Source organism: Azospirillum sp. RU38E, assembly GCF_900188385.1.
In the GTDB taxonomy this organism is placed as follows: Bacteria; Pseudomonadota; Alphaproteobacteria; order Azospirillales; family Azospirillaceae; genus Niveispirillum.
Genome location: NZ_FZOI01000001.1, coordinates 653,999 through 671,211 on the forward strand (window position 1 = coordinate 653,999; position 17,213 = coordinate 671,211).

Sequence of the window (17,213 nt, forward strand, 5' to 3'; positions counted from 1 at the left end):
GTTGAGCCTACGGCCCCGGCGGTGATGCTGGCGGCGGTGGGGCGGCTTCGCCTGCCGCCGCTTCTGTCGCGGCCGGGATTGGTGCTGGGGTAATCTCCCCTTTCTTCTCTTTGACCGGCTTCGACACCTTTGGCGCCTTTTCCTCCTTCGGCGGTGCCTCACCGGCAGGCGGCGGCAGGAAGAACAGGTTGCGCAGGAAGCCGGGCGCCAGCACGGCCAGCGGGTTTACGCCCGTCTGCAGATTATCCAGCGGCCCCTTCACCGTATAGGTGGCAGCAAACAGGCCCTGGCCTTCGCCACCCACCAGCAGATCGCCCAGCAGCGGGATCGCCCCCAGCAGCTTGTTGACGGTGGAGAAGGGCACGATCGTGCCCTGCAGCTGGGCGTGGCCCTTTTTCAGGTCGATATTGCCTTCCAGCGTCAGCCCAACCTGCGAACCCGAGGTACGCATCTCGCGCAGGGAAATGCCGCTGCTATTCCATTGATACTGACCATGCAGCCGGGAAAAGGCGATGGGCTGGCCGGACATGAAATTGGCGAAGCCGCGCGGGGACGCGGCGGAGAGCAGCCGCGCAAGCACCGGCGCATCCTGCACCTGATAGTCGCGCAGGTCGGCTTCCCCATTCACCGCCTTGGCCGGATCGTCGGCAGCGCTGCGGCCATTGATGGTCAGGCTGCCACCCTTCAACTGGCTGATCACATCCAGATTGCGCAGGGTGGCCCCGGCATCATCGGTGGCCATTTCCAGGGTCAGGATACGCGGATCGGCCGCATCCGGGCCATAACGCACGGAAAGCCTGCCCTTTTCCCCCACTTCCGCATCCAGATCGGTGCGGAACCAGATGTCGGTGTCGCGTTCCATGCGGCCGCGCGCATTGCGGATCACCCGGCCTTCATCGCCCATGATGGCGCGGCCCAGGTCAAAGCTGATGGCCATGGCGGGTGGCTTGGCCGGCTCGGCTGGCTCTGTCGGTTCCGCCGGATGGGCGTCGGCCTCCCCCGTTTTCTTCTTGCCCCGGAAGGGGCGGACATCAAAGGCAGGGCCGCGCACATCAATGGCCATGCCGCCCTGCCGGTCGGTGCTGCGCAGATCGATGCGGGCATCACTTTCGCCCAACTTGAAGCTTTCCAGCAGCAGATGATCCATGCCGAAATCATCATCCCGCAGCCGGGCGCTGCCGCTGGCGTGCAATTCCTCCGTCTCCACCGTGAAGCCGCTGATCACCAGCGGCTTGCCATCGATGAAGCGGATATTGGCCGTGCCCCGGCCGGGCTTGCCAGCCTCCTTCCGCCAGCCCAGCACATCGATGCGGAAGATGCTGGGGGTCAGGTCCAGGGCCGTATCGATGGTTTCCACCCGCGCCGGCCCGCTGCCCCGGCGGGTATAGGTCATGTCCACCCCGGCGGGGCCATTCAGCCAATCGGGGAAATCCAACTTGAAGGCGGCGCGCTGGGCATCATCCGGGCGGGCCAGCACCTGAACCCGGGTGCCGAACGGGGCGGTATCGTCGAAATTCTCCGTCCAGGCGATATCGGCCGGCACGCCGTTCAGCAGCGTCTTGCCGGTGACATCCAGCTTGTGGGAATCGACGGTCAGATCAAGCTGGCCCTGGCTGGCGCTGATATTGGCGACAATGTTGGGCACGGCGACATCGGCCAGCTTCGCGGTGCCATCCAGTTCCACCTTGTCCATGGTCAGCTTGGCGATCAGCGGGAAGGCGAAATGCATGTCCACCTTGGCCTGCCCGCTAACGCTGCCCGGCACCAGCCCCACCTTGCCGGCATAATGCAGCGGTTCGGCATCCAGCACCGTCAGGGCGGAGGAGACCGGACCGGCCAGCGCCACTTTGATATCAATCTTCTGAATGGTTTCCTTATCCAGATCGGTAATCCGCACCAGGCCGGGACCGGCCTGCATGTCCAGCAGCTTGCCAGACTTGATATCGATGGCGAAGGTGGCACCGTCAAACGTCGCCTCCGCCGCCAACTCTTTCACCGGCGGCAGGGGGCGGCGGTAATGCACGGTGAAGCCGGACATGGCGATACGCCCTTCCAGCTTGGTCGGTTTGATATCCAGCGGTTTCTTGGCTGGTGACGTGCCTTCCAGGGTGAAAATGGTGCTGTTGAAGGTGCCATCGGCCAGATTGCCGACCATCCAGTCGCGCGTGCTTTCCTGCACGCCCAGGGGCCAGTAACGCTTCAGGTCGGCCATGGGCAGGCCCGTCAACTCCTCCTTCAGCGCCAGATGAATCTGGTCCCCCTTTTGATGCGCCGTGCCGGTGACGGTCAGCTCTGCCGGGCCGGTCAGGTCCAGGTTGAACCGATCCAGGATCAGGCGGCGGCCGGCATCTTCCAGCCGGCCATGCAGGGAGACGCTGTCAAAGGAGAGCGGCTCCGGCAGCTGATCGGGCAGCACCAGCCTTCCCTGTTTGCCGGTCAGGCCCATCACCATGGCTTTGGGGTTCAGGTTCTCATCCACCTCCATGGTGATGGAACCGTCCAGCGTCACCTCCAGCGCGCGCAGCGGTTCCAGCACCGGGGCCAGCTGGGCAAAATCGGCGGGGCGCAGATCGGCCAGGGCGGTGCGCACATTCATGCCGCCATCGGACAGGCGATAATCGATTTCAGCGGCGATCTGGTTGATCTTGCCGCCCATATCGATATCGGCGGCGGCTGTACCGAAGACACCGCTGTTGCCGCGGCGCAGGCGCAGGTCCAGCCGGGGCACCTGCCAGACCGTGCCGGTCGCCAGATTGTTGACCACCAGCCGGGCCCGCGTCACCCGCAGGTCGCGCAGGGCGCCGGTCTGTTTCAGCGGGTCGGGCGGTTCCCGCAGGGCCGCCAGCAATTCGCGCGCGATGCGCGCACCGGCATCGGGGTCCAGTTCCTCATCACTGCTGCGGATATCCAGGCGGAACTCGCCGTCCGCCGTCCGCTCGGCATAGAGCCGTGGCTCCACCAGTTCGATCCGGGTGGGGGCGACGGTGCCGCGCAGCAATGCCGGCACCGACAGGCCCAGCCGCACCTCGGGCACAGCGGCGATGACGGCCCCGCTGCTGCCATAGGCGGTGACACCGCGCAGGCGCAGATCGACCCGGCTGCCGAACCCGTTCCAGGCCAGGATGGTTTCCCCCAGATCCAGCCGTGTGGGCGACTGCGCATTCAGCGCCTGTTCCAGATAGCGGGTGGCAAAATCAATGGGGATCGGCCCCTTGGTCAGCTGCCAGGCGAGGAACCCGCCACCCAGCACCACGACCGCCAACAGGCCAGCCAGTAATTCCAACAGGATAAGGGCGCTTCGGCGGAACATCAATGAAGGATCTCGGGCGCTATCCGGCTGGGCTTGACCTGGGTCGGGCAGGCGGCGCACTGTGGCCCGCGCCCGACCCACCTCTGGGATAGCCCGGTATGCGCCTTATATTCAATCAAGAAAGCCTCCCGCTTCCCGGTGATGTGCAACGTGCCGCCGTTGGCCTGGAACATTGGCTTGATGCCATCCGCTCCACCGCTGATACGGCGCTTGCCGAATTTGCCCGCACCTTCATGGATCAACCCGAAGGGCGGACGGTGCTTGAAACAATTTTCGGACATAGTCCGTTCCTTGGCACCGCCCTTTTAAGAGAGATCGGCTTTTTCCGCGCCATTGTGGAAAAAGGCTTCGATACCGCCTTTGCTGACCTGCTGACCGATATGGGGGCCCAGTATGGGGCCGACAATAATACCGATCGGGTGATGAAGGGCCTGCGCGTGGCCAAACGCCGCGCCGCCCTGCTGATCGGTCTGGCCGACATGGCCGGCGCCTGGGCGCTGGAACAGGTCACCGGCGCCCTGTCCGATTTCGCCCAGGCGTCGTTGCAACTGGCCACCCGGCTGGCCCTGCGGCAGGCGGCCGCCTCGGGCAAGCTGGTGCTGCCATTCCCGGAGGAGCCGGAACGGGGCAGCGGCTTCATCGTGCTGGCCATGGGCAAGTTTGGCGCGCGGGAGCTGAATTACAGCTCCGATATCGACCTGATCGTGCTTTATGATGATGGCATCGTGCAGGTGCCGGATGGGGAGATGACCCGCACCTTTGTGCGCATCACCCGCGAACTGGTGCGGCTGATGGATGAGCGCACGGCGGATGGCTATGTCTTCCGCACCGATCTGCGCCTGCGCCCCGATCCCGGCGCCACGCCGGTGGCGGTCAGCGTCTCCGCGGCAGAGGCCTATTACAGCAGCCTGGGCCAGAACTGGGAACGTGCGGCCATGATCAAGGCCCGCCCCGTGGCCGGCGATCTGGCGGCGGGTGAGGGTTTCATGGATATCCTGCGCCATTTCATCTGGCGCCGGAATCTGGATTTCGCCGCCATCCAGGACATCCATTCCATCAAGCGCCAGATCGGTGCCCATAAGGGCCACCGGGAAAAGACCGTCAACGGCCATAATATCAAGATCGGACGCGGCGGCATCCGGGAGATTGAGTTCTTCGCCCAGACCCAGCAACTGATCTATGGCGGGCGCGACCGCTCCTTGCGCGTGCCCGCCACGGTGCAGGCGCTCTATGCGCTGGTGGAGGCGGGGCGGGTGGAACAATCCGTCGCCGACGACCTGTCCCGCGCTTATCGCTTTCTGCGCACGGTGGAACACCGGGTGCAGATGGTGGATGACCAGCAGACCCACGAACTGCCGAAATCAGACGAAGGGGTGGCCCGCATTGCCGCCTTCCTGGGCTATGCCGATGATCAATCCTTCCGGCAGGCCCTGCTGGAGACGCTGGGCGTGGTGGGGGACCATTATGATGGCTTGTTCGCCGACAGCCCGACCCTGTCCGGTCCCGGCAATCTGGTCTTCACCGGAACGGAGGATGACCCGGAAACCATGGAGACGCTGCGCTCCATGGGCTATGCCAACCCGTCCGCCATTGCCGGTCAGATCCGGGCTTGGCATCACGGCCGCTACCGCGCCACCCGCAGCCAGCGGGCGCGCGAACTGTTGACCGAGTTGGTGCCGACCCTGCTGGCCGCCTTCGGCCGCACCGCCCATCCCGATCAGGCCTTCCTGAAATTCGACGAATTTCTGGAGCGGCTACCGGCGGGCGTGCAGCTTTTCAGCCTGTTCTATGCCAATCCCAACCTGTTGGATTTGCTGGCAGAGGTGATGGGCACCGCCCCCCGGTTGGCCGAACAGCTGGCCCGCCGCCCGGCGGCGCTGGATGCCGTGCTGCTGCCCGGCTTCTTCGATCCGCTACCGGGGCGGGAGGAGCTGGAAGCCGGGTTTGAGGCTCTGTTGGGCGGGGCCGGCTATTTCGAGGAATATCTGGATCTGGCCCGGCGCTGGACCAGCGAGCATCGCTTCCGCGCCGGGGTGCATATCCTGCGCCATATCTCCGACGCTGACCGGCTGGGCGCCTTCCTGACCGATGTGGCGGAGGTGGCGCTGGTCGGCCTGCAAAAGGTCGTGGAGGATGAATTCGCCCGCCGCCATGGCCGGGTGCCGGGGGCGGGCTTCGCTGTCATCGCACTCGGTCGGCTGGGCGCCCGCTCGCTCTCCCTGCGCTCTGACCTGGACCTGATCACGGTTTATGAGGTGCCGGACGGGGTGAGCCAGTCGGATGGTGACAAGCCGTTGTCAACCAATGATTATTTTATCAAGCTGACCCAGCGGCTGGTCAATGCCATCACCGCCCAGACGGCCGAGGGGCAGCTTTACGAGGTGGATATGCGCCTGCGGCCCAGCGGCAATGCCGGGCCGCTGGCCGTCAGCTTCGACGGGTTCGCCAAATATCAGCGGGAAAGTGCCTGGACCTGGGAACATATGGCGCTGACCCGTGCCCGCCCGGTGACCGGCCCGGCCCCGTTGCGGGCGCGGCTGGCGGCGGAAATCAAGGCCGTGCTGACCAGCAGGCGCGATGCGGAAAAGCTGCGCCAGGACGTTGTCTCCATGCGTGCCCGCATCGACCAGCAGCATCATACGGATGATATCTGGTCGGTGAAGCATGTGCGTGGCGGCATGACCGACATCCAGTTCATCGCCCAATATCTGCTGCTGCTGCATGGCCCGGAAAAGCCGGAAATCCTGGATACCAACACCACCGGGGCGCTGGCCTGGCTGGGGGACAGCGGCTTCCTGCCGGTGGACACCGCCAACCGGCTGATCGAGGCACACAAGACCTGGCGGCGGGTGCAGGGCTTCCTGCGCCTGACCACCGATGGTGCCTTCGATGCGGCCAAGGCCCCGGCCGGGTTGAAACAGCAACTGGCGAAGGTGGCCCTGCCGGACGCCGCCGCCAGCCTGTCCTTCGATCAGGTGGAAAGCCAGCTCCGTGCCATGGCGGCGCAGGTGCTGGCCGATTTTGCGGCAATTGTGGGAGCCGAGGTGGGGGCTGGCTGAACCTTACCCTGACAGCGTCATGGTCATTCCGAGAAGAGGTCGTCCATGAAGCTGTCAGGGTCCAGGTAAAATTCGCGCAGAATTCTGAAATGGTCTGTGGCGGTGTAGGGTTTCTCCAAGATTCCCTGGTCTGTGACATGGAACAGGGCGGCACCGGGATAGGCCATGATCAGGGGCGAGTGGGTGGCCATGATGAATTGGCAGTCTCCCACCGTTTCACTCGCCTTGATTAGGCGCAAAAACTCCATCTGCCGCAGGGGGGAGAGGGCGGATTCGGGTTCGTCGAAGATGAATATCCCCCCGCCGTTCATTTTATGTCGAAAGACGTCGATATAGGCTTCCCCGTGCGACCGCTCCGCAAGCGATCGGCCACCGTAAGATTGATAGATCGCAGCGCCCCCCTCCTGCGCCAAGCGATCAACTTGATTTATAAAGGCAAAGAAGGCTTCTGCCCGGACATAGAATCCCTTTGTCACCTTCGGGAACCAGGAGGCGCGCATGTATCCATCAAGGGGATTCTGCTCTTCTTTGCTGAGATTATAGTTCTTGTTTCCGCCAAATTTGCCAAAGCCGCACAGGCCGGCAATCGCTTCCAGAATGGTGGATTTGCCGGTTCCGTTTTGTCCGGCGAAGATCGTGACAGGCCGGCTGAATTCTATCTGGAACTTATCGGAGCCAAGGGCCGGAATGGAGAATGGATACTGCGTGCGGTCGATAAATTTTCTGTCATCCAGCCAGATTGATTTCAGGAAGGGTGCCCTGAAGACCGGTGATTTTGACTTGCTTCTTGTCACACGGAAAACCTCTGCTGCTTGGTGCGAACCGCTGGGATGGCCCACCATTCAGTCAGCATCAAGCATCGCATTGCGATCAGCAAGGGCAGCTTTCCCATCCCCGCTGCAGGTTCCGCAGCGCGGATCGCCGGGTTCACAGCAGGGTAGGGGAGGCGTTGCGTCCGGCCAGCAGGCTTTTCGCCGCCGCGCGGGCGGCCTCGGTGATTTCCGCACCCGACAACATGCGGGCCAGTTCTTCCAACCGCTCCGCCGTGGACAGCGGCACCACCTCTGTCACCGTGCGACCGGCGGCGGCCTTCTTGCGCACATTCCAATGATGGGCGCCACGGGCGGCCACCTGCGGGCTGTGCGTGACCACCAGCACCTGCAGGTTCTGGTCGCCCAGCCGGGCCAGCCGTTCGCCGATGGCATCGGCCACGGCCCCGCCCACGCCGGTATCCACCTCGTCAAACACCAGGGTCGGCACCGTGCCCACCTGGGCCAGCACCACCTTCAGCGCCAGCATGAAGCGGGCCAGTTCACCGCCGGAGGCGATCTTGGCCAGCGGCCCCGGCGGGCTGCCCATATTGGTGGCGACCTGGAAGGCGATATCATCGATGCCGTGCGGGCCCCAGCCTTCTTCCCCCTGCGGTTCCACCTTGGTGACGAATCGGGCTTTTTCCAGCTTCAGCGGCTTCAGCTCGGCGGCGACGGCCTGATCCAGCTTGGATGCCGCCTTGGTGCGGGCGGCGGACAGGGCCTTGGCGGCCTCCAGATAGGCGACCTTGGCGGTCTCTGCCTGGGCTGCCAGCTTCTGCAACAGGTCGCCCTGATCCTCAATCAGTGACAGCTTGCGCGCCATTTCCGCCCGCAGGGTCACCAGCCCGTCGACGTCGGTGCCATGCTTGCGGGCGGCGGCGCGCAAGGCAAACAGCCGCTCCTCGATCTTGTCCAGATTGCCGCCATCGGTATCCATGTCGGCCGACAGGGCCTGAAGCGAGCGGGCGGCCTCACCCACATCATTGGCGGCCTCATCCAGGGCGCTGATCACCGGGTCCAGTCGGCCACCGGCCTTTTCCGCCAGCCGGGACAGGGTGCGCAGGGCGCTGGCCAGCGCGCGTTCGGCCCCGCGTTCGCCGGACAGTTCCCCGTAAGCCTGATTGATGCCCTCGATCAGCTTTTCCCGGTGCTGCAGCACCACGCGCTGTTCGGCCAGCCCCGTCTCTTCCCCCTCCTGCGGGTCAAGCTGGTCCAGCTCCTCCACCGCGTGGCGCAGGTAATCTTCCTCCGCACGGGCGCGGGCGGCATCGTCGGCAGCGGTCAACCGCGCCTGTTCCACCTGCCGCCAGGCCCGCCAGGAGGCCGACACCTTCTGCTGTCGATCGGCCAGCTGCACATAATCATCCAGCAGGTCGCGGTGGGTGCGCGGGTCCAGCAGGCCATGTGTATCGAACTGGCCATGCACCTCCACCAGTGTTTCGCCCAGCCGGCGCAGCAGGGTGACGCCCACCGGCTGATCATTGACGAAACAGCGGGAACGCCCATCGGCGGTCAGGGTGCGGCGGATCACCAGCGTATCCTCCACCTCCAGATCCTGTTCGCGCAGGATGGCGAAGGCGGGATGGTCCGGCGTGCGGCTGAGATCGAACTCCGCCGTCACGCTGGCCTGCTCGCTGCCATGGCGGACCAGCCCGCTGTCGCCGCGCGCACCCAGCGCCAGCCCCAGCGAATCCAGCAGGATCGACTTGCCGGCCCCGGTCTCCCCCGTCAGCACGCAGAGACCGGCCTGGAACGACAGTGTCAGCCGTTCGATCAGCACCACATCGCGGATCGAGAGCGTCACCAGCATCGGATCATTCCCGGACGTTTATGAAGCGGCGTGGCTCAGATCAGAACATCCAGTCCCAGGCGCGGGTCAGGAAGGAGGGCTTTTCACCCGCGGCGGCGCGGTTCATCAGGGCATAGGTGTCCTGATACCAGACGCTGCCGGGGTAATTATGGCCCAGCAGGGCGGCATTGGCCTGCGCCTCTTCCCGGATGCCCAGGGCCAGATAGGCCTCCACCATGCGGTGCAGGGCTTCGGGCACATGGCTGGTGGTCTGATACTCGTCGATCACCCGGCGGAAGCGCTTGATGGCGGCGACATATTCGCCGGTATTCAGATAGAAGCGCCCGACCTCCATATCCTTGCCGGCCAGATGGTCGCGCGTCAGATCGATCTTCAGCTTGGCATCGCGGGCATAGGGCGTGGTGGGGAAGCGGCGCACCACCTCATTCAAGGCCTTCAGCGCCTCTTCCGTCGTGCTCTGGTCGCGGCGCACGTCGGTGATGCGCTCATACTGGCAGAGCGCCTTCAGATAATAGGCATAGGGCGCATTGCGGTTGCCCGGATGCAGGGCGATGAAGCCATCCAGGGCGGCGATGGCATCGTCATACTTCATCGCCTCATAGTGCGAATAGGCAGACATCAGCTTGGCCCGCACCGCCCATTGGCTGTACGGGTGCTGGCGCTCAACCTCGTCGAACAGCAGGGCCGCCTTGGTATAGTTCTTATTGTCGATGGCGTTGGACGCCTCGGTGTAGATCTGCTCCACCGGCCGCTCGACATAGGGGATCTCCTCCTTCTTGCCCGAGCAGGCGGTAAGGAGCAGCAAGGCTGCCGGCACCAGGTAACGGGCGACGGCGGACGGGCGGACGGTGCGGGGCGTGCGAAGCATCGGCAATGACAACCAAGCTCTGGGGCATGAATGCGGGAAGCCTTATAGCACGCGCGGGACGGCACCCGCCAAGCGGCAAACGACGCGCTATCATTACATGCACGCTTTTGCCGCCAAATCCTGGCGGAACAAAGGCATTTCAGCGCAGATCAGGGCGCGCGGCATTCTGTCCGGCCTGAATTTCCGGCAAATGACGCAGAGATTCGTCGAAGCGGGCCCGCAAGGCGCTGCCTGCTTCATCGTTGCGGAAGCAGACATGCAGGCTTTTTTCCTCCAGCAGCCGGCCATTCAGCCGCAGGGCGGCGCGGTGAGGAATCAGGTCCGGGTCGGTGGCCAGCAGATATGACAGCACATTGCTGTCAATCACCACCAGATCCAGCCGGCCCGCCGCCAGCTTGCGCAGGTTGGTGGCGTCATCGACCGCCGGTTCGACCGTCAGCCCGCCGGCAGCGGCCAGGGCATCGAATTCCGGGTTATTGACATAGCCGCGCACCGTGCCGATGCGGCGGTTCGCCAGATCGGCCAGCTGTGTCCAGGCGAACGGCGCGTCCGCCCGTTCAGCAAAGCCCAGGGGGCTGTTGCCGATGGGGTCAGACAGCAGGCAGTGGCGTGCCATCGTGGCATCGCGATATTCCGGGAAATAACCATGAAAATCGGGGTCTTGCAGGCCGCTGGTCAGCGCCCGCTGCCAGGGCAGGAACTCCACCTGCAGCGCCAGACCGGCCCCCGCCAGGGCGGCCTGAACGATGGCGGTGGAACGCCCCTGATGTGGCAGGTTCGGGCCGGTGAAGGGCGGCCAGTCCAGGCTGGCCAGCCGCACCGAAGGCCCCGTCTGTGCCTGCGCCATGGCGGAAGGGCCCGGAAACCAGCCCAGGCCGATCAGCAAGAGGACAAGACGAAAGGCGCGATGCTGGATCATGGCCTGAGCGCGTGAGTGCCTGGAACAGAGTGACCGATCCTATATGGGTTCCGCGACGACTTTATGAACTGTCCGTTGGATTGCCGTCGGCCAAAATGACACCGGCCGGACATCATGGATGTCCGGCCGGGCAGAAAATGCAGGTAAAAGAGCGGTGTCGCGGAAACAGCGCGGGAGATCAGGCAACCGTGGCCAGTTCTTCCTGCCAGACCGGGGCATCTTCGATACGGTAATTGGCCGGATCGGCGAACAGGGCGCGCAGCACGGCGTTGTTCATGCCGTGACCGCCACGGATGCCGTGATAATGGCCCAGGATCTGGCCGCCGGCCAGATAGAGGTCACCCACCGCGTCCAGGATCTTGTGACGGATGAATTCGTCCTGGAAGCGCAGGCCGCCTTCATTCAGCACATGGTCGCCATCAATGACCACTGCATTATCCAGCGACCCGCCCAGGCCCAGACCGGCCTTGCGCATTTGTTCCACCTCATGGGCGAAGCCGAAGGTGCGGGCGGCCGACACTTCAACCTTGAAGCTGGCCGGGTCAGTCAGCCGCAGGCTGCCTTCCTGGCGGCGGATCAGGGCGGTATTGTCATAGATAATCTCCGCCCGGAAGCTGGAGGTCGGGGCCGGGCTCAAGGTCACCTTCTTGTCGCCATCGACGGCGCTGACTTCCTTCAGCACGCGGATCACGCGGCGCGGCTTTTCCTGCACGCGGGTGCCGGCACACTCGATCAGGAAGATGAAGGGGGCCGAGCTGCCATCCATGATCGGCACTTCGGCGGCGCTCACCTCCACATAGGCATTGTCGATGCCGCAGCCACGCAGGGCGGCCATCAGATGTTCGACCGTGCCGATGGTGGCGCCATGTTCATTGCGCATCAGGGTGCAGAGGCGGGTATCCGCCACCAGATCCCAGCGGGCGGGGATGATCCCCTGACCTTCCGGCAGATCGGTGCGGATGAAAACGATACCGGTATCGACCGGGGCCGGGCACAGAGTCAGATGGACCCGACGGCCGGAATGAAGGCCGATGCCCATGCAATCGATCGTGGAATTCAGAGTCTGTTGCCAGGACATGGTATGTCCCCTTTTCCGATCAATCTAGACAGTGCCCCCATGCGAAGCGATCCCGTTGCCTTGCCCCCACCCTTCCCTGGTTGGAGTTTGCGTCGCGTTCCCTTCCCACAGGGCGTTGCAACGCAGCATTGGCATCCCTTCACGACCTCACCATGACGCCTGTCTCGGCAAGACACAAATCACTCTTTATTACCGATTGTTACGCACCTGTCGGATAACAGTATGATCTGACGTCACAATTTTGCCCAGATCGGTTAAGGGCAAAACAGAAGGGCCGGCCCCCGCCGGGCCGGCCCTTCATGATGCAACGCGATAAAGCCTTGATTGCGAACGATGTTCAGTTCGCCTGGCGACGCAGGAAGGCCGGGATATCCAGCATATCCTCTTCGCTCTGCGGGGCCTTGGCGCGGGGGGCGGCCTCGGCCGGATGGGCCTGCGGGGCCGCTTGCGGCACCGGGGCCGGTGCCGGCTGGGCAGCCGCGCGGGACTGCTGGGGCTGGAACTGTTGTGCCGGCTGGGCCTGCGGCGCGGGGGCCGGCTGCGGGCGCTGGGCCGGCTGGCTGCCACCACCCAGACCGAACATGCGGCTGAACAGGCCGGCCTTCTTTTCCACCGGCGGCGGGGTGAAGCGTTCCGGCACCTGGTTGTTGCTGCGCGGCGCGCCTTCGGCCGGGCGCGGCGGGATGAAGGCATCGTCGCGCCGGGCCGGCGCCGGCGGGCGCATATCCACCGGGCGCAGTTCCTGGGTCACCGGGGCATGGTGGGCGGCGGCTTCCGCCACCGGTTCAGCAGCGGGGGCGGCCTCTGCCATGGCGGCCGTCTGCTGGGTCGCCAGCGGGGCCGGCGCCATCGGCACGGCACCCGGCACCGGGGCCGGGGTCATATGGGGGTAATGCGGCGTGGCGGCGGCACCGGGAATGCCGGCCGGCTGCATGACCGCACGGGCCGGAATACCGTTGGCGGTTGCGGCGGCCGCGGCCGGGACGGGCGGCACCGAGGGCACGCCGGGGCGCCGGGCAGCGGCATTGGCAGCCGGCAAGGGCTGCGGCTGGGCCACCGGGCGCACCTGCTGGCCAGCATTATCGATACCGGTGGCGACGACCGACACCCGCATCTTGCCGGACATATGTTCATCGAAGGTGGAGCCGAAGATGATGTTGGCTTCGGGGTCCACCTCGTCGCGGATGCGGTTGGCCGCCTCATCCACCTCGAACAGGGTCATGTCATGACCGCCGGTGATGTTGATCAGCACGCCACGGGCACCCTTCATGCTGATATCATCCAGCAGCGGGTTGTTGATGGCGGCTTCGGCGGCGTCGATGGCGCGGTTATCGCCCTCCGCCTCGCCGGTGCCCATCATGGCCTTGCCCATCTCGCTCATCACCGTGCGGATATCGGCAAAGTCCAGATTGATCAGGCCCGGCATCACCATCAGATCGGTGACGCCGCGCACGCCGGCGTGCAGCACATCATCGGCCAGCTTGAAGGCATCGGCGAAGGTGGTCTTCTCCGTGGCGATGCGGAACAGGTTCTGGTTGGGGATGATCAGCAGCGTGTCGACATACTGGGCCAGTTCCGTGATACCGGATTCGGCCGTGCGCATACGGTGCGCCCCTTCGAAATTGAAGGGCTTGGTCACCACGCCCACAGTCAGAATGCCCTGTTCACGCGCCGCGCGGGCGATGACGGGGGCAGCGCCCGTGCCCGTCCCACCGCCCATGCCGGCGGTGATGAAGCACATGTTGGTGCCGTTCAGATGGCCCAGAATCTCTTCCAGCTGCTCTTCCGCCGCCGCACGGCCGACATCGGGGCGCGAACCGGCCCCCAGGCCACGGGTGATGGTGGAGCCCAACTGAACCCGCTTGGTGGCCAGATTGCCCTGCAGGGCCTGGGCGTCGGTATTGGCGACCACAAACTCGACCCCTTCCAGATTGGAACGGATCATGTTGTTGACGGCATTGCCGCCGGCACCGCCGACACCGAACACGGTGATGCGGGGTTTGGTCTGTACTTCGACGCTGGGGATACCGAGTTTCAGGCTCATTTGGGGCAACTCCTCTGGCGGGGGAGGGGGTCTTGGGCGGTGGCCCTGGGGCAGGGCCAATCATCGGGGGCAATCGGGGGTCAGGCTTGGGCTGCCGGTGGGCGGGCGCTGGCCTGGGGTGACGGTCTTCGTCGGTGATCCATCATGGCGGCGGCTCCATCTCTACAGATTCTCCCGCAGCCAGAGGTTCACCCGGCCCCACAGGCTGGACGGTTTCTCGTCCAGCGGGCTGAGGGCCGGCATCTCATGGGTCTGTTGCATCGCATAGGCCAGCAGGCCGGCGGCAGAGGCAAAGGCCGGGCCCGACAGGTTGCTGGCCAGCCCGCCGATACGCAGCGGGCGGCCCAGCCGCACCTGCTTGTCCAGCACATTGGCGGCCAGTTCGCGCACGCCGGCCAATTGGCTGCCGCCACCGGTCAGCACCACGCGGCGGCCGGCGGCCTTGGCAAAGCCAGAGCCTTCCAGCCGGCCACGCACCAGCTCGAAAATCTCCTCCAGCCGGGGCTGGATGATGCTGACCAGATAGGATTTCGGCACATGGTTGCCCTGGCCGCGCTCTTCCTCCCCCACCTGGGGGACGTCGATCATCTCCCGCTCGTCGGAGACGGCGGCGGCGGCACTGCCATGCAGGGTCTTCAGCCGCTCGGCATCCACCACCGTGGTGGTCAGGCCGCGGGCAATATCATTGGTGACATGCACGCCGCCCAGCGGAATGCTGTCGCACCAGACCATTTTGCCATCATTGAACACGGCGATGCTGGTGGTGCCGCCGCCCATATCGATCAGGGTGACGCCCAGATCCATCTCATCTTCGACCAGACAGGACAGGCCGGAGGCATAGGGGCTCATCACAAACCCCTCCACCCCCAGATGGCAGCGCCCGACACAGGTGGTCAGGTTGCGCACCGGGCTGGCGGCCGCAGTGACGACATTCATCCGCACGCCCAGCCGTTCGCCCACCATGCCGCGCGGATCGCGGATGCCCTTGGACCCGTCAATGGCATAGCCGACGGGGATGGAGTGGATCAGTTCGGCATCGGCCGACACATCCAGCCGGCGGGCCTGGGCCAGGGCCCGGCGCACATCTGCATCGGCGATTTCCGGCCCGATCACCGGGGTTTCCACCGTCAGGGTCTGGCTTTCCGGCTGGCCGCCGGACAGGCTGACCAGCACCTGGCGGATCTGCTCACCCGCCATGGTCTCCGCCGCATGGACGGTGGTACCGATGGCAGTCTCCGCCGCTTCCATATCGACAATGCCGCCGGAGCGTACGCCCCGGCTGACCTGATGGCCGATACCGACCACGCGGATGGAGCCGGGATCGTCCACCTTGGCGATGAAGCACACCACCTTCGTCGAACCCACATCCAGGGCCGCGATGGTGCCGCCGCGCGTCACCTTGCGCGGGCCTTTGCGGGTATTCAGTGCGCCGGGAAATGCCATGTCCGCCGCCCCTCAGATCTTCTGCTTCTTTTCCGGCGGCTTGCGCCGCAGGTCGGCCGCCATGGCCGAGGTCTGGATGGCCAACCGGTCGGGCATCCGCAGGTCGATCGACACCACATCCTTGTCCAGCACCTGATTGGTCTGCTGGATCAGCGCCAGCTGGTGCAGGGCTTCCGGCACCTCATGTTCGGGCAGGCGCACGTCAATGCCATTCTTCAGTTTCAGATCCCAACGCCGGCCAGCCACCAGGATGGCGGCCTCCACCCGGTCGGCGATGGTCTTTTCCGCCGCCAGTTGGCGTAGCAGTTCCGGCCCGCGCGCCGGCGCATCGGCCCCCACCAGCATGGGCAGGTTGGGCCAGCGCGACAGGTCTTCGTCCGTCAGCACCACGCCATCGGCATCCACCAGCCGCAATTGCCGGTCATGCTGCCACAGCGCCATCGGCTTGCGTTCCTTGATGGCGATGAAGATCGTGTCCGGCAGGCGGCGTTCCACCCGCGCTTCCGCCACCCAGGGGATCTGTTCCAGCGCCAGCCGGGCAGTGTGGGGATCAAAGGCCAGGATCGGGCTACCACGCTGCACGCCCAAGGCTGCCAGCATGTCGGTCTTCGCCGTGCGTTTGCGCCCCTGCACAAAAACTTCCCCGACCGACAGGCCGGCATCCATTGATGCGTGCATGAACTTGTCGGTCACCAGGGAGGTCAGCATGGCGGCCTGACCGCTGGCCCAGGCCCAGCCCCCCACGGCCGCCAGCAGCAGCAGCGGGGCCGCCGTGCGGCCGATGCGCATGGCGGGGCCGGCCCAGCGCGGCATGGCGCGGCGGCGATTGGCCTCCTGCGCTGCACGCAATGTGGCCCGCCGCGCCGTTTCGGCGAAGCGGGCCCGTGGATTATCCGGGATGGCGTCGGGGTGCGTCACACGTGGCATCGGGCTCGCTCCACTATCCAGGCGCACAGATCGGCATAGGCGATGCCGCGCGCGGCGGCCTGTTCCGGCAACAGCGACAGGGGCGTGAAGCCCGGCTGCGTGTTGGTTTCCAGAAAACACAGGCCGCTGACGCCGGGCTTGCTGTCATCCCAGCGGAAATCGGAGCGGGATACCGGCTCGCAGCCCAGCACCCGATGGGCCAGCAGCGCCAGGCGCTTGGCCTCTGCCGCCACCTCTGCCGGGATTTGCGCCGGGCAGATATGGGTGGCGCCGCCATCGGTATATTTGGCGGTGTAATCGAAGAAATTCTGCGTCGGCACGATCTCCGTAACGGCCAGCGCCTCATCCCCCATGATGCCGACCGTCAGTTCCCGACCGGGGATGAACTGTTCCACCAGCACCTTGTCGCCATAGACCCAGGCATCTTCCGCCAGCACGGTGAAGTTGTCGCCTGCCTTGACGATGCGCACACCGACGGACGAGCCCTCATCCACCGGCTTCACCACATAGGGCGGGGGCAGCACATGGCCGGCCAGCACCTGATCCTTGGTCGCCACCACGCCATCGGCCACCGGCATCCCGGCGGTGGCCAGCAGGCGCTTGGTCATTTCCTTGTCCATGGCGATGGCGGAGGATTTGACGCCGGAATGGGTATAGGGCAGGCCCAGATATTCCAGCACACCCTGGATCAGCCCATCCTCCCCACCGCGCCCGTGCAGGGCGTTGAACACCGCATCCGGGCGCGGGTGGGACAGGGCGGCGATCAGGGCCGGCAGGTCGCGCTTCACATCCACACGGGTGACGCGGTAGCCCTTGTCTTCCAGCGCCGTGGCAATATTGCTTCCGCTGACGAGCGACACCTCGCGCTCGGCAGACCAGCCACCCATCAGGACGGCGACATGCTTCGCGTTCGTCTCACCCATCACACCAAACTCCCCCACGG

The 17,213-nt window shown here is 65.2% G+C and carries 11 protein-coding genes; 1 reads left to right on the forward strand and 10 read right to left on the reverse strand.

Annotation, left to right across the window (positions count from 1 at the left end):
* Window positions 1–7: 7 nt before the first annotated feature.
* Entirely contained in the window at window positions 8–3,310 is a 3,303-nt protein-coding gene (locus CHB97_RS02760; protein ID WP_089286388.1) for a DUF3971 domain-containing protein, read from the reverse strand.
* Window positions 3,311–3,408: 98 nt separating this feature from the next.
* On the opposite strand from CHB97_RS02760, the gene CHB97_RS02765 reads away from it, so the two are divergent.
* Window positions 3,409–6,369, forward strand: coding sequence for a bifunctional [glutamine synthetase] adenylyltransferase/[glutamine synthetase]-adenylyl-L-tyrosine phosphorylase (locus CHB97_RS02765; protein WP_244559354.1), 2,961 nt, complete (start codon window positions 3,409–3,411; stop codon window positions 6,367–6,369).
* 23 nt (window positions 6,370–6,392) lie between these two features.
* Here the strand turns inward: CHB97_RS02765 and CHB97_RS02770 are convergent, their stop codons facing one another.
* The 9 genes from CHB97_RS02770 to CHB97_RS02810 all read right to left on the reverse strand — a co-directional run bounded on the left by CHB97_RS02770 (window position 6,393) and on the right by CHB97_RS02810 (window position 17,193).
* A complete protein-coding gene (locus CHB97_RS02770) occupies window positions 6,393–7,211 on the reverse strand; it encodes an AAA family ATPase (RefSeq protein ID WP_089286389.1) in 819 nt (272 codons plus the stop codon).
* A gap of 85 nt (window positions 7,212–7,296) precedes the next feature.
* The gene (gene recN / locus CHB97_RS02775) at window positions 7,297–8,991 is read right to left on the reverse strand and encodes a DNA repair protein RecN (RefSeq protein ID WP_089286390.1); all 1,695 of its coding nucleotides are present in this window, start codon (window positions 8,989–8,991) and stop codon (window positions 7,297–7,299) included.
* A 40-nt stretch (window positions 8,992–9,031) separates the two neighbouring features.
* A complete protein-coding gene (locus CHB97_RS02780) occupies window positions 9,032–9,859 on the reverse strand; it encodes an outer membrane protein assembly factor BamD (RefSeq protein WP_089286391.1) in 828 nt (275 codons plus the stop codon).
* A 139-nt stretch (window positions 9,860–9,998) separates the two neighbouring features.
* Window positions 9,999–10,706: an ABC transporter substrate-binding protein gene (locus CHB97_RS02785; protein ID WP_160105503.1), complete on the reverse strand. Its 708-nt coding sequence runs from the start codon at window positions 10,704–10,706 to the stop codon at window positions 9,999–10,001.
* 250 nt (window positions 10,707–10,956) lie between these two features.
* Window positions 10,957–11,856 (reverse strand): UDP-3-O-acyl-N-acetylglucosamine deacetylase, encoded by a 900-nt coding sequence (gene lpxC, locus CHB97_RS02790; protein ID WP_089286393.1) that lies wholly within the window; start codon window positions 11,854–11,856, stop codon window positions 10,957–10,959.
* 337 nt (window positions 11,857–12,193) lie between these two features.
* Window positions 12,194–13,900 carry a cell division protein FtsZ gene (gene ftsZ / locus CHB97_RS02795; RefSeq protein ID WP_089286394.1) on the reverse strand — a complete coding sequence of 569 codons (1,707 nt, stop codon included), beginning with the start codon at window positions 13,898–13,900 and terminating at the stop codon, window positions 12,194–12,196.
* A 162-nt stretch (window positions 13,901–14,062) separates the two neighbouring features.
* Entirely contained in the window at window positions 14,063–15,343 is a 1,281-nt protein-coding gene (ftsA, locus tag CHB97_RS02800) for a cell division protein FtsA (RefSeq protein WP_089286395.1), read from the reverse strand.
* 12 nt (window positions 15,344–15,355) lie between these two features.
* Window positions 15,356–16,270, reverse strand: a complete 915-nt coding sequence (locus CHB97_RS02805) for a cell division protein FtsQ/DivIB (RefSeq protein WP_089286396.1) — start codon at window positions 16,268–16,270, stop codon at window positions 15,356–15,358.
* Window positions 16,258–17,193, reverse strand: coding sequence for a D-alanine--D-alanine ligase (locus CHB97_RS02810; protein WP_089286868.1), 936 nt, complete (start codon window positions 17,191–17,193; stop codon window positions 16,258–16,260). The genes CHB97_RS02805 and CHB97_RS02810 overlap by 13 nt, the downstream gene beginning before the upstream one ends.
* Window positions 17,194–17,213 lie beyond the last annotated feature (20 nt).